26 protein-coding genes are annotated in these 12,507 nt (G+C 40.5%); all 26 read left to right on the forward strand.

From position 1 onward, the window contains the following. The first annotated feature begins 25 nt into the window (after positions 1-25). A complete protein-coding gene (gene rplD / locus BM012_RS23370; RefSeq protein WP_061802640.1) occupies positions 26-649 on the forward strand; it encodes a 50S ribosomal protein L4 in 624 nt (207 codons plus the stop codon). Next, positions 649-936 carry a 50S ribosomal protein L23 gene (gene rplW, locus BM012_RS23375; protein ID WP_019394068.1) on the forward strand — a complete coding sequence of 96 codons (288 nt, stop codon included), beginning with the start codon at positions 649-651 and terminating at the stop codon, positions 934-936. Before rplD ends, rplW begins: the two co-directional genes overlap by 1 nt. Before the next feature lie 27 nt (positions 937-963). Continuing rightward, complete coding sequence (gene rplB, locus BM012_RS23380; RefSeq protein WP_040056351.1) at positions 964-1,794, forward strand: 50S ribosomal protein L2; 831 nt, start codon at positions 964-966, stop codon at positions 1,792-1,794. A gap of 57 nt (positions 1,795-1,851) precedes the next feature. After that, on the forward strand, positions 1,852-2,130 hold the full coding sequence (rpsS, locus tag BM012_RS23385; RefSeq protein ID WP_019394066.1) for a 30S ribosomal protein S19: 279 nt from the start codon (positions 1,852-1,854) through the stop codon (positions 2,128-2,130). A gap of 20 nt (positions 2,131-2,150) precedes the next feature. Next, a complete protein-coding gene (gene rplV / locus BM012_RS23390) occupies positions 2,151-2,492 on the forward strand; it encodes a 50S ribosomal protein L22 (protein ID WP_019394065.1) in 342 nt (113 codons plus the stop codon). A 3-nt stretch (positions 2,493-2,495) separates the two neighbouring features. Beyond that, a complete protein-coding gene (gene rpsC / locus BM012_RS23395) occupies positions 2,496-3,152 on the forward strand; it encodes a 30S ribosomal protein S3 (protein ID WP_019394064.1) in 657 nt (218 codons plus the stop codon). Between the two features lie 2 nt (positions 3,153-3,154). After that, positions 3,155-3,589, forward strand: a complete 435-nt coding sequence (gene rplP, locus BM012_RS23400) for a 50S ribosomal protein L16 (RefSeq protein WP_040056350.1) — start codon at positions 3,155-3,157, stop codon at positions 3,587-3,589. Further along, entirely contained in the window at positions 3,579-3,779 is a 201-nt protein-coding gene (gene rpmC, locus BM012_RS23405; RefSeq protein WP_019394062.1) for a 50S ribosomal protein L29, read from the forward strand. Before rplP ends, rpmC begins: the two co-directional genes overlap by 11 nt. A gap of 25 nt (positions 3,780-3,804) precedes the next feature. Further along, entirely contained in the window at positions 3,805-4,068 is a 264-nt protein-coding gene (gene rpsQ / locus BM012_RS23410; RefSeq protein WP_061802641.1) for a 30S ribosomal protein S17, read from the forward strand. Positions 4,069-4,110: 42 nt separating this feature from the next. Next, positions 4,111-4,479, forward strand: coding sequence for a 50S ribosomal protein L14 (gene rplN / locus BM012_RS23415; protein ID WP_019394060.1), 369 nt, complete (start codon positions 4,111-4,113; stop codon positions 4,477-4,479). 39 nt (positions 4,480-4,518) lie between these two features. Next, positions 4,519-4,830, forward strand: a complete 312-nt coding sequence (gene rplX / locus BM012_RS23420; RefSeq protein ID WP_019394059.1) for a 50S ribosomal protein L24 — start codon at positions 4,519-4,521, stop codon at positions 4,828-4,830. Positions 4,831-4,859: 29 nt separating this feature from the next. Beyond that, positions 4,860-5,399, forward strand: a complete 540-nt coding sequence (gene rplE, locus BM012_RS23425; protein ID WP_019394058.1) for a 50S ribosomal protein L5 — start codon at positions 4,860-4,862, stop codon at positions 5,397-5,399. A gap of 33 nt (positions 5,400-5,432) precedes the next feature. Then, entirely contained in the window at positions 5,433-5,618 is a 186-nt protein-coding gene (locus BM012_RS23430) for a type Z 30S ribosomal protein S14 (protein ID WP_019394057.1), read from the forward strand. Positions 5,619-5,647: 29 nt separating this feature from the next. Further along, entirely contained in the window at positions 5,648-6,046 is a 399-nt protein-coding gene (rpsH, locus tag BM012_RS23435; RefSeq protein ID WP_019394056.1) for a 30S ribosomal protein S8, read from the forward strand. Between the two features lie 31 nt (positions 6,047-6,077). Further along, positions 6,078-6,614: a 50S ribosomal protein L6 gene (gene rplF / locus BM012_RS23440; RefSeq protein ID WP_061802642.1), complete on the forward strand. Its 537-nt coding sequence runs from the start codon at positions 6,078-6,080 to the stop codon at positions 6,612-6,614. 40 nt (positions 6,615-6,654) lie between these two features. Further along, positions 6,655-7,017 (forward strand): 50S ribosomal protein L18, encoded by a 363-nt coding sequence (gene rplR, locus BM012_RS23445; protein ID WP_040056348.1) that lies wholly within the window; start codon positions 6,655-6,657, stop codon positions 7,015-7,017. A 20-nt stretch (positions 7,018-7,037) separates the two neighbouring features. Beyond that, entirely contained in the window at positions 7,038-7,538 is a 501-nt protein-coding gene (gene rpsE, locus BM012_RS23450) for a 30S ribosomal protein S5 (protein ID WP_019394053.1), read from the forward strand. Positions 7,539-7,551: 13 nt separating this feature from the next. Continuing rightward, entirely contained in the window at positions 7,552-7,734 is a 183-nt protein-coding gene (gene rpmD / locus BM012_RS23455; RefSeq protein WP_019394052.1) for a 50S ribosomal protein L30, read from the forward strand. A 29-nt stretch (positions 7,735-7,763) separates the two neighbouring features. Then, positions 7,764-8,204 carry a 50S ribosomal protein L15 gene (gene rplO, locus BM012_RS23460; protein WP_019394051.1) on the forward strand — a complete coding sequence of 147 codons (441 nt, stop codon included), beginning with the start codon at positions 7,764-7,766 and terminating at the stop codon, positions 8,202-8,204. Beyond that, positions 8,204-9,496 carry a preprotein translocase subunit SecY gene (gene secY, locus BM012_RS23465; RefSeq protein ID WP_061802643.1) on the forward strand — a complete coding sequence of 431 codons (1,293 nt, stop codon included), beginning with the start codon at positions 8,204-8,206 and terminating at the stop codon, positions 9,494-9,496. The genes rplO and secY overlap by 1 nt, the downstream gene beginning before the upstream one ends. 49 nt (positions 9,497-9,545) lie before the next feature. After that, on the forward strand, positions 9,546-10,199 hold the full coding sequence (locus BM012_RS23470; protein ID WP_061802644.1) for an adenylate kinase: 654 nt from the start codon (positions 9,546-9,548) through the stop codon (positions 10,197-10,199). Then, on the forward strand, positions 10,196-10,942 hold the full coding sequence (gene map, locus BM012_RS23475; RefSeq protein ID WP_061802645.1) for a type I methionyl aminopeptidase: 747 nt from the start codon (positions 10,196-10,198) through the stop codon (positions 10,940-10,942). Before BM012_RS23470 ends, map begins: the two co-directional genes overlap by 4 nt. A 228-nt stretch (positions 10,943-11,170) precedes the next feature. Next, positions 11,171-11,389 carry a translation initiation factor IF-1 gene (gene infA, locus BM012_RS23480; protein ID WP_010191517.1) on the forward strand — a complete coding sequence of 73 codons (219 nt, stop codon included), beginning with the start codon at positions 11,171-11,173 and terminating at the stop codon, positions 11,387-11,389. 36 nt (positions 11,390-11,425) lie between these two features. Then, positions 11,426-11,539: a 50S ribosomal protein L36 gene (gene rpmJ / locus BM012_RS23485; RefSeq protein ID WP_003156543.1), complete on the forward strand. Its 114-nt coding sequence runs from the start codon at positions 11,426-11,428 to the stop codon at positions 11,537-11,539. A 24-nt stretch (positions 11,540-11,563) separates the two neighbouring features. Continuing rightward, the gene (gene rpsM, locus BM012_RS23490) at positions 11,564-11,929 is read left to right on the forward strand and encodes a 30S ribosomal protein S13 (RefSeq protein WP_019394047.1); all 366 of its coding nucleotides are present in this window, start codon (positions 11,564-11,566) and stop codon (positions 11,927-11,929) included. A 22-nt stretch (positions 11,930-11,951) separates the two neighbouring features. Then, complete coding sequence (rpsK, locus tag BM012_RS23495; protein ID WP_019394046.1) at positions 11,952-12,341, forward strand: 30S ribosomal protein S11; 390 nt, start codon at positions 11,952-11,954, stop codon at positions 12,339-12,341. Positions 12,342-12,507: the final 166 nt, after the last annotated feature.

Consider the following 12,507-nt stretch of genomic DNA (forward strand, 5'->3'; position numbering starts at 1 on the left):
TCTTCTAGGAAAGGAGGAATAACCAATGCCAACAGTAGCATTGTTTAACCAAGGCGGCGAAAACTTAGGTAACATTGACTTAAACGAAGCCGTTTTTGGAATCGAACCAAACGAAAGTGTACTATTTGACGCGATCTTAATGCAGCGTTCTGCAACTCGTCAAGGTACTCATAAAGTTAAAAACCGTTCTGAAGTAAGAGGCGGTGGCCGTAAACCATGGCGTCAAAAAGGTACTGGTCGTGCTCGTCAAGGATCAATCCGTTCTCCACAATGGAGAGGCGGTGGGGTTGTATTTGGTCCTACTCCACGTAGCTACAGCTACAAGTTACCTAAAAAAGTACGTCGTCTAGCAATCAAATCTGCTCTTTCTTCTAAAGTACAAAGCAATGATTTTGTAGTATTAGAAGATTTAGCATTACAAGCACCAAAAACTAAAGACATGGTAACAGTTCTTTCTAACTTATCTGTAGATAGCAAAACGCTTATCGTTACAGCTGATGTGAACGAGAACGTTACTCTTTCTGCTCGCAACATCCCTGGTGTTAACGTTATTACTGCTTCAAGCGTAAACGTTCTAGACCTAGTTAGCGCAGAAAAAGTTGTCTTCACTAAAGGTGCGGTTCAAAAAGTAGAGGAGGTGCTTGCATAATGAAAACTTCTCGTGATATTATTAAGCGCCCCGTCATTACTGAACGTTCAACAGACGTAATGGCTGATCGTAAATATACTTTTGAAGTAGATGTTCGTGCTAACAAAACAGCTGTTAAAGATGCTGTTGAAGAAATTTTCGACGTAAAAGTTGAAAAAGTGAACATCATGAACTATAAAGGTAAGTCTAAGCGCGTAGGTCGCTATACAGGTCTTACTAACCGTCGTCGTAAAGCAGTTGTTACTTTGACAGCTGATAGCAAAGAAATCGAATTATTCGAAGCATAAGTCTTATAAAGAAGGAGGGAAATTCACATGGCGATTAAAAAGTTTAAACCAACCACAAATGGTCGTCGCGGCATGTCAGGTTCTGATTTCGCTGAGATCACTACTGACAAGCCAGAGAAATCGTTACTTGCGCCTTTAAATAAAAAAGGTGGACGTAACAACCAAGGTAAACTGACAGTTCGTCACCAAGGTGGTGGACACAAACGTCAATACCGCATCATCGACTTCAAACGTGACAAAGATGGAATACCAGGACGCGTTGCTACTATCGAGTATGATCCAAACCGTTCGGCTAACATCGCACTTATCGTTTATGCAGATGGTGAAAAACGTTACATTCTTGCTCCTAAGAACTTAACAGTAGGTACAGAAGTTATGACTGGACCTGAAGCAGATATTAAAGTAGGTAACGCATTACCACTTCAAAATATCCCAGTAGGTACTGTAATTCATAACATCGAGCTTAAACCTGGTAAAGGTGGTCAGCTTGTACGTTCTGCAGGTACTTCTGCTCAAGTACTTGGTAAAGAAGGTAAATACGTACTTGTTCGTTTGAATTCTGGTGAAGTTCGCATGATTCTTGCTACTTGCCGTGCTACAATCGGTCAAGTTGGTAACGAACAACATGAACTTATCAACATCGGTAAAGCTGGTCGTTCTCGCTGGTTAGGTAAGCGCCCAACTGTTCGTGGTTCTGTAATGAACCCTAACGATCACCCACACGGTGGTGGTGAAGGTCGCGCACCAATCGGACGTAAATCACCAATGTCACCATGGGGTAAACCAACTCTTGGTTACAAAACTCGTAAGAAGAACAACAAGTCTGATAAATTCATCGTTCGTCGTCGTAAAAAATAACGGGATTGAGCTACGGTTCAAAAGAACCGTAGGGCAATCACGAAGGGAGGTTCATTTATGGGTCGCAGTTTGAAAAAAGGACCTTTTGTGGATGATCATTTAATGAACAAAATCGAAAAATTGAATGAAGCTGATAAGAAACAAGTTGTTAAAACTTGGTCTCGTCGTTCAACAATTTTCCCACAATTCATGGGTCATACGATTGCTGTATATGACGGTCGTAAGCATGTACCTGTTTACGTTACTGAAGACATGGTAGGACATAAGCTTGGTGAATTTGCACCAACACGTACTTATAAAGGCCATGGTAATGACGATAAGAAAACAAGACGCTAATTAAGAGAGGAGGCATTCAAATGCAAGCTAAAGCTGTTGCAAAGACAGTTCGTATTGCGCCTCGTAAAGTTCGCTTAGTCGTAGATTTAATTCGAGGAAAGCAAGTAGGAGAAGCTGTAGCGATTTTAAAACTTACGCCAAAAGCTGCTTCCCCAGTTGTGGAAAAAGTATTAAACTCTGCTATCGCAAATGCAGAACACAATTATGAAATGGATGCAAACAACTTAGTTGTTTCAGAAGTGTTCGTAGACGAAGGTCCAACACTTAAACGTTTCCGCCCACGTGCTATGGGACGTGCAAGCCAAATCAACAAACGCACTAGCCACATCACAGTTGTGGTATCAGAAAAGAAGGAGGGATAATCGATGGGTCAAAAAGTGAATCCAATTGGTTTGCGTATCGGCGTCATTCGTGACTGGGAGTCAAAATGGTACGCTGAGAAAGACTACGCAAATTTATTACATGAAGATTTAAAAGTTCGTGAATACATCAGCAAACGCTTAAGTGACGCTTCTGTTTCTAAAGTAGAAATCGAACGTGCTGCTAACCGTTTGAATATCACGATCCACACTGCAAAACCTGGTATGGTAATTGGTAAGGGTGGTACTGAAGTTGAAGCACTTCGTAAAGCTCTTAACCAACTAACAGGCAAACGTGTACACATTAACATCCTTGAAGTGAAAAGAGCAGATATCGATGCTAAACTTGTAGCAGAAAACATCGCTCGTCAACTTGAAAATCGTGTGTCATTCCGTCGTGCTCAAAAGCAAGCTATCCAACGTACTATGCGTGCGGGTGCTAAAGGGATCAAGACAATGACATCTGGTCGTTTAGGCGGAGCAGACATTGCTCGTGCTGAATACTACAGTGAAGGTACAGTTCCTCTTCATACTCTTCGCGCTGATATTGACTATGGTACAGCTGAAGCTGATACAACTTACGGTAAAATCGGTGTAAAAGTATGGATTTATCGTGGAGAGGTCCTTCCTACTAAGAAGAACTCTAAGGAAGGAGGAAAATAATTATGTTATTGCCAAAACGTGTTAAATATCGTCGTGAACATCGTGGTCGCATGAAAGGTCGTGCAAAAGGTGGTACGGAAGTTGCATTTGGTGAATATGGTTTACAAGCTTTAGAAAATTCTTGGATTACTAACCGTCAGATCGAAGCTGCTCGTATCGCAATGACTCGTTACATGAAGCGTGGCGGTAAAGTATGGATTAAAATCTTCCCTTCTAAACCTTACACTGCAAAACCTCTAGAGGTCCGCATGGGTTCCGGTAAAGGTGCTCCAGAGGGCTGGGTAGCAGTTGTAAAACCTGGAAAGATTATGTTTGAAATCGCAGGTGTAAGTGAAGAGGTTGCTCGTGAAGCACTTCGTCTTGCTGCACACAAACTACCTATCAAATGTAAGTTTGTAAAACGTGAAGAAATTGGTGGTGACTCAAATGAAGGTTAATGAAATCCGTGATCTAACCACTGCTGAAATTGAACAAAAAGTTAAGTCTTTAAAAGAAGAATTGTTCAACCTTCGTTTTCAATTAGCGACTGGACAATTAGAAAATACTGCACGTATTCCTGAAGTACGTAAGTCAATTGCTCGTATGAAGACTGTAATCCGTGCAAGAGAGATTGCTGCTAGTAAATAATTAAGTCTGAAGGGAGGCTTTCAGAATGAGTGAACGTAACCAACGTAAAGTTTACACTGGACGTGTTGTTTCTGACAAAATGGATAAAACAATCACAGTTCTAGTTGAAACTTACAAAACTGATTCACTTTACGGTAAACGCGTAAAGTATTCTAAGAAACTTAAAGCACATGATGAAAATAACCAAGCAAAAGCTGGCGATATCGTGCGTATTATGGAAACTCGTCCGCTTTCAGCTACAAAACGTTTCCGTCTAGTTGACGTCGTTGAAGAAGCTGTAATTATCTAATGATCGGATAGTGAGGATTGATCCGAAGGGAGGTAAAACTAGATGATTCAACAAGAATCTCGTTTAAAAGTTGCTGACAACTCTGGTGCTCGTGAAGTTTTAACAATCAAAGTTTTAGGTGGATCTGGTCGCAAAACAGCTAACATCGGTGATGTTATCGTTGTTACGGTGAAACAAGCAACACCTGGTGGCGTTGTTAAAAAAGGTGATGTCGTTAAAGCTGTAGTAGTTCGTACTAAACGTGGTGTTCGTCGTAAAGATGGTTCATACATCCGTTTCGACGAAAATGCTTGCGTAATTATCCGTGACGATAAGAGCCCGCGTGGTACTCGTATCTTCGGACCAGTTGCACGTGAACTACGTGACAACAGCTTCATGAAGATTGTGTCCCTTGCTCCAGAAGTTCTTTAATAAATGATAAAATGATGGTCCTTAAGGAGGTGCGAAAAGATGCATGTCAAAAAAGGTGACAAAGTAGTGGTTATCTCTGGTAAGGATAAAGGCAAACAAGGCGTAGTTCTTACTGCTTATCCTAAAAAAGACCGTGTGATTGTTGAAGGTGTGAATATCGTTAAGAAACATTCAAAACCATCTCAATTAAATCCACAAGGTGGAATCAACAGCCAGGAAGCACCTATCCATGTATCCAACGTAATGCTGTTAGATCCTAAAACTGGCGAACCAACACGTGTTGGTTACAAAGTTGAAGATGGCAAAAAGGTACGTGTAGCAAAAAAATCTGGTGAAACTTTAGATAAATAATATTAGTCAGTGAAAGGAGGTACTCATTGATGAACCGCCTGAAAGAAAAATTTCAGAAAGAAATCACTCCTTCTCTAGTAGAGAAGTTCAATTATACATCTGTAATGCAAGTTCCTAAACTTGAAAAGATCGTAGTAAACATGGGAATTGGTGAAGCTGTACAAAATGCTAAAGCATTAGACAGCGCTGTTGAAGAGTTAACAGCTCTTACAGGTCAAAAACCACTAGTTACTCGTGCTAAGAAATCAATCGCTACTTTCCGTCTACGTGAAGGTATGCCAATTGGTGCAAAAGTTACACTACGTGGAGAGCGTATGTATGAGTTCTTTGATAAATTGATCTCTGTATCTCTTCCTCGTGTACGTGACTTCCGTGGAGTTTCTAAAAAATCATTTGATGGTCGCGGAAACTACACTCTAGGTATTAAAGAACAATTAATCTTCCCGGAGATTGATTATGATAAAGTAAACAAAGTACGTGGTATGGATATCGTAATTGTTACAACTGCAAACACAGACGAAGAGTCTCGTGAGCTATTAACTCAATTCGGAATGCCATTCCAGAAATAATTCTGGCCAACGTTAAGCAGAGGAGGCGAAATTGTGGCTAAAAAATCAATGATTGCGAAACAAAAGCGTCAGCCGAAGTTTGAAGTTCAAGCGTACACTCGTTGTGAGCGCTGCGGACGTCCACACTCTGTAATCCGCAAATTTAAGCTTTGCCGTATTTGTTTCCGTGAACTTGCTTATAAAGGTCAAATTCCTGGTGTTAAAAAAGCTAGCTGGTAAAACCCAAGCATGGGAAGGAGGTAAAAAATATGGTTATGACTGATCCAATTGCAGATCTTCTAACTCGTATTCGTAACGCGAACATGGTTCGTCATGAAAAACTTGAAGTACCTGCTTCTAACTTAAAGAAGCAAGTTGCAGAAATTCTTAAACGTGAAGGTTTCGTTCGCGATGTAGAATATATCGAGGACAACAAACAAGGTATCATCCGTATCTTCTTAAAATACGGTTCAAACAACGAGCGTGTAATTACAGGACTTAAACGTATTAGTAAACCTGGTCTTCGCGTTTATGCAAAAGCTGACGAAGTACCACGTGTACTAAACGGTCTAGGTATTGCAATCGTTTCTACTTCACAAGGTGTATTAAGCGACAAAGAAGCTCGCCAAAAACAAACTGGTGGAGAAGTATTAGCATACGTTTGGTAATTAATTTATAAAGCGATCGGAGGTGTAACGTATGTCACGTGTCGGTAAAAAAGTCTTAGAAATTCCGTCTGGTGTTACAGTAACAAACAACAACAATACTGTAACTGTAAAAGGTCCTAAAGGTGAATTAACTCATACATTCAACCCGGACATCACTATCAACGTGGAAGACAACATCCTTACTGTAAGTCGTCCAAGTGACCACAAAGAACACCGTGCCCTTCATGGTACAACTCGTAGCCTTTTAGGTAACATGGTTGAGGGTGTTACTAACGGCTTCCAAAAAGGTCTTGAACTAGTTGGGGTAGGTTACCGTGCTCAAAAGTCTGGTAACAAACTTATCCTTAACGTTGGTTACTCTCATCCAGTTGAAATCGAGCCTGAGCAAGGACTTGAAGTTGAGGTTCCATCTCAAACTAAAGTTATTGTTAAAGGTATTAGCAAAGAACGCGTTGGTGCTTTAGCAGCTAACATTCGTGCGGTTCGTTCACCTGAGCCTTACAAAGGTAAAGGAATTCGCTACGAAGGCGAATATGTACGTCGTAAAGAAGGTAAAACTGCTAAGTAATAATGCAGTTCGTTCTAGTTAAAGGAAAGGAGTGACTAAGATGATCACTAAAGCTGATAAGAATAAAGTACGTAAGAAAAGACATACTCGTGTTCGTTCAAAATTATTCGGTACAGCTACTCGCCCACGTTTAAATGTGTATCGTTCAAATCAACACATTTATGCACAAGTGATTGATGATTTAAACGCAGTAACACTTGCTAGCGCATCTACTCTAGATAAAGACTTATCTGTTGAAGCTGGTAGCAATGTAGACGCTGCTACAAAAGTCGGTGAACTAGTTGCAAAACGCGCAGTTGAAAAAGGCGTGAAAGAAGTTGTTTTTGATCGTGGCGGATATCTATATCATGGTCGTGTGAAAGCTCTAGCTGACGCAGCTCGCGAAGCTGGACTACAATTTTAACCGTAAAAGGAGGGAAAATGATGCGTCGTATTGATCCAAGCAAATTAGAACTTGAAGAGCGTGTGGTTACGGTTAACCGCGTAGCGAAAGTTGTAAAAGGTGGACGTCGTTTCCGCTTTGCTGCATTAGTAGTTGTTGGTGACAAAAATGGTCACGTTGGTTTCGGTACTGGTAAAGCTCAAGAGGTACCAGATGCGATCCGTAAAGCAATCGAAGATGCTAAGAAAAACCTTATTACTGTTCCAACAGTAGGAACAACTATTCCTCACGAAATTCTAGGCCAATTTGGTGCAGGTCGCATCTTCTTAAAACCAGCATCTGAAGGTACTGGAGTTATTGCAGGTGGACCAGTCCGTGCGGTACTTGAATTAGCAGGTGTAGGTGATATCTTATCTAAATCTCTAGGATCTAACACACCAATCAACATGGTTCGTGCTACAATCCAAGGTTTAAGTGAACTAAAACGTGCTGAAGAAGTAGCTAAGCTACGTGGCAAATCTGTCGAAGAACTGTTAGGATAAGGAGGGAAACAAAATGGCAAACAAATTAGCGATTACCCTCACTCGCAGCGTAATTGGTCGCCCAGAAAACCAACGTGTAACAGTCAAAACGTTAGGTCTTCGTAAAATGCATCAAACTGTGGTTCACGAAGACAACGCAGCGATTCGTGGTATGATCAACAAAGTTGCTCACCTTGTTACAGTTAAAGAACAATAATAGAATTGTAATCAAAAGGAGGTGTCTCCATGAAACTTCATGAGCTAAAACCAGCAGAAGGTTCTCGTAAAGAACGTAACCGTGTAGGTCGTGGTATGGCTAGTGGTAACGGAAAAACTTCAGGACGTGGACACAAAGGTCAACGCGCTCGTTCAGGCGGTGGCGTACGTATCGGTTTTGAAGGTGGTCAGAACCCACTATACCGTCGTTTACCAAAACGCGGTTTCACAAACATTAACCGTAAAGAGTTTACGGTTGTTAACCTTGAAACATTAAATCGTTTCGAAGATGGAACAGAGGTAACTCCGGAACTTCTTCTTGAAACTGGTGTTATCAGCAAAGTTAGAGCTGGCGTGAAAATTCTTGGCAATGGCGAAGTAAGCAAAAAGCTAACTGTTAAAGCTAACAAATTTTCTGCTTCTGCAAAAGAGGCTATCGAAGCTGCAGGCGGTAAAACTGAGGTGATTTAATGTTTCAGACAATCTCCAATTTGATGCGCGTAGGTGAAATTAGAAATAAAATTCTTTTCACCTTGCTAATGCTTGTAATTTTTCGACTCGGAACTTTCATTCCAGTTCCGAACGTGAATACTGATGTTTTGAAAGTGCAAGATCAGCTAAATGTATTTGGAGTACTAAATACATTTGGCGGTGGTGCACTTCAAAATTTCTCTATTTTAGCAATGGGTATTATGCCATACATCACAGCATCCATCATCGTACAGCTGTTGCAGATGGATGTTGTTCCTAAGTTTACAGAGTGGTCAAAACAAGGTGAAGTTGGACGTCGTAAATTAGCTCAATTTACTCGTTACTTAACAATTGTTTTAGGTCTTGTTCAAGCTGTTGGGATGTCCATCGGCTTTAACAATATGGCTCAAGGCCAACTCATTCAAAACCCTGGAGCAATGACATATGCTGTTATTGCGATCATTTTGACTGCAGGAACAGCCTTTTTAATGTGGCTTGGTGAGCAGATCACAGCAAAAGGCGTTGGTAATGGAGTTTCTATTATCATTTTTGCAGGTATGGTAGCTGGTATTCCAAATACATTGAACCAAATTTATGCGCAGCAATTTGAAGATGTTGGCGATCAGCTTTTCTTGCGTATTGCAACAATGGTATTACTAGCAGTAGTCGTATTGGCTATCATTGTGGGAGTTATCTTCTTCCAACAAGCGCTTCGTAAAATTCCGATTCAATATGCAAAACGTCTAGCTGGCCGTAATCAAGTGGGAGGACAATCAACGCATTTACCGTTAAAGGTTAACGCGGCGGGTGTTATTCCAGTTATTTTTGCGGTTTCATTTATCATTACGCCACCAACGATTGCATCGTTTTTCGGCTCAAATGATGTAACAGAATGGATTCAAAAAACATTTGATTATACACAGCCTATTGGCATGAGCGTTTACGTAGCCCTAATTGTAGCATTTACTTACTTCTACACTTTTGTTCAAGTAAACCCAGAACAAGTGGCAGAGAACTTACAAAAGCAAGGCGGTTATATTCCAGGCATTCGTCCAGGAAAGAACACGCAAGAATTTATTACAAAGGTGTTGTATCGCTTAACAATAGTTGGTGCACTTTTCCTTTCAATAATTGCGATTTTACCAACCCTGTTTATTAAGTTTGCTGACTTACCTTCTTCTGCTCAAATTGGTGGTACTGGATTGTTGATCATTGTCGGGGTTGCCCTTGAAACAATGAAACAACTAGAAAGTCAGCTCGTTAAACGTCATTACAAAGGCTTTATTAAATAAAAAGAGTTGTAAAACTCTTATATAGAGAAGAGACTGAGGGGGAAAGTCAATGAACTTAGTATTAATGGGTCTTCCTGGAGCTGGGAAAGGCACACAAGCTGAACAAATGGTCGAATACTATAACATCCCTCATATCTCAACAGGAGATATGTTCCGAGCAGCGATCAAAGAAGGAACAGACTTAGGAGTAAAAGCAAAACAGTTCATGGATAAAGGTGAGCTAGTACCTGATGAAGTTACAATCGGTATTGTACGCGAGCGTTTAGCTAAGGACGATTGCAAAGAAGGCTTCTTACTTGATGGGTTTCCAAGAACTGTAGCGCAAGCTGAAGCTCTTGAAAACATTCTAGAAGAATTAAAACGTCCACTTGACTATGTAATTAACATTGATGTGGATCAGGATATTCTAATGGAACGTCTAACAGGTCGTCGTATTTGCAAAAATTGTGGAGCAACTTACCACCTAGTGTTCAATCCACCAAGTCAAGAGGGTACTTGCGACAAATGTGGTGGAGATCTTTATCAACGTGAGGATGACAATCCTGAAACAGTATCAAACCGACTCGCTGTCAATGTTAAGCAATCTCAGCCACTTCTTGATTTTTACAATCAAAAAGGCTACTTGCGCAACATTAAAGGTGACCAAGATATTACTAAAGTCTTTGAAGACATTCGTGCATTGCTCGGAGGCGCAAGCAAATGATTATTTGCAAAACGCCACGTGAACTTGAAATCATGCGTGAAGCTGGACGGATTGTTGCGTTAACGCATCAGGAACTGCAAAAACATATCAAACCTGGTATTACTACTAAGGAATTGGATAGAATTGCAGAGAAGATTATTCGCCAGCATGATGCAGAACCTTCTTTTAAAGGTTATAATGGTTTTACAGGCAGCATATGTGCTTCTGTTAACGAAGAACTTGTTCACGGTATTCCTGGTGACCGCAAGCTAAATGATGGAGACATCATCAGCATTGATATCGGTGCATATTATAACGGGTATCATGGTGATTCAGCTTGGACATATGCAGTAGGTTCTGTTTCTGAGGAAGCAGAAAAGTTGTTAAAGGTGACTGAAGAGTCTCTTTACAAAGGATTAGAAAAAGCGATGCCTGGTGATCGCTTATCAAATATTTCTCATGCTATTCAAACATATGTTGAAGAACATGGTTTATCTGTTGTTCGAGAATATGTTGGGCATGGAGTGGGGCAAGACTTACATGAAGATCCACAGATCCCTCATTATGGTCCCCCAAACAAAGGTCCTCGATTAAGACCCGGTATGGTGCTTGCAATTGAACCTATGGTGAATGCTGGAAGCCGTTATGTGAAAACATTGGCTGATGGTTGGACTGTAGTTACACAGGACAAAAAGTACTGTGCACATTTTGAGCATACTATCGCAATTGTTGAGGATGGATATGAAATACTGACCAAGCTTTGAATATAGAACAGGTCTCTATCGTTAACCCTAGACAGTTGTAGTCATAGTCAACAAGATTGTTAGTCCATGTTGTCTGATTCGTTACAAAAATGGCAAAGCTGTACGTGAAAACGTAGTTTGCCTTGTATTGGATGATTACGTTTCTCCGAATGTTCAGAACAGGTTAGTAAATTTTGTTACATTAGAATAACTGCCTTGTTGCTGGGGCAAAGAAAGGAGAGCAATTGTATGGCGAAAGACGATGTAATTGAAGTAGAAGGTACCGTGATTGAGACTTTACCAAATGCAATGTTCAAGGTAGAATTAGAAAATGGTCATACAGTGCTAGCTCATGTTTCTGGTAAAATTCGCATGCATTTCATTCGTATTTTACCTGGTGATAAAGTTACTGTTGAGCTATCACCATATGATCTAACTCGTGGAAGAATCACGTATCGTTTCAAATAAACTATGCACTCCGTATTACTAAGGAGGTAATAACACATGAAAGTAAGACCATCAGTCAAACCAATCTGCGAAAAATGTAAAGTTATCCGCAGAAAAGGAAAAGTAATGGTTATTTGTGAAAATCCAAAGCATAAACAAAAACAAGGCTAATTCTCAAGGAGGTGCACTTTTTTTATGGCACGTATTGCAGGTGTAGATATCCCTCGTGATAAGCGCGTAGTTATCTCAATGACTTACGTTTTCGGAATCGGTAAAGTAACAGCTCAAAAAATCTTAGCTGAAGCTGGCGTTTCTGAAGATACTCGCGTTCGCGATCTAACAGAAGATGAATTAAATAAAATTCGTGAAATTGTTGACGGATATAAAGTAGAAGGAGATCTTCGTCGTGAAGTTTCTCTAAATATCAAACGTCTAATCGAAATTGGTTCTTACCGTGGTCTTCGCCACCGTCGTAGCTTACCAGTTCGTGGTCAACATACTAAAAACAATGCTCGTACACGTAAAGGTCCACGTCGTACAGTAGCTAACAAAAAGAAATAATAAGTAAGGGAGGTTATCCAACATGGCTCGTAAAACAAACACTCGTAAACGTCGTGTGAAAAAGAATATTGAGTCAGGTATCGCTCACATTCGTTCAACTTTCAACAATACGATTGTAACGATCACTGATATGCAAGGTAATGCGATTTCTTGGTCTAGTGCTGGTGCACTTGGATTCCGTGGATCTCGTAAATCTACTCCATTCGCTGCACAAATGGCTGCTGAAACAGCTGCTAAAACAGGTATGGAAAATGGTTTAAAAACATTAGAGGTTACAGTTAAAGGCCCTGGTGCTGGTCGTGAAGCAGCTATCCGTGCTCTTCAAGCAGCAGGACTTGAAGTAACAGCGATTAAAGATGTTACACCAGTACCTCATAATGGATGCCGTCCGCCAAAACGTCGTCGTGTATAATTAATTCATCTGTATATATTTCATTTTATCGTCTATAATGGGATATGATACAGATTTTTTTCCGGTCAAATGTTGTGCACATTCGGGAACTGTCTAAGAGGGAATTTCGGTTAGATCATTTAGGATCTAAATGATCTAACTGGGGTTTCGACGTTTTGAAGGAGGG

This window comes from Priestia endophytica DSM 13796, from assembly GCF_900115845.1.
In the GTDB taxonomy this organism is placed as follows: domain Bacteria; phylum Bacillota; class Bacilli; order Bacillales; family Bacillaceae_H; genus Bacillus_I; species Bacillus_I endophytica.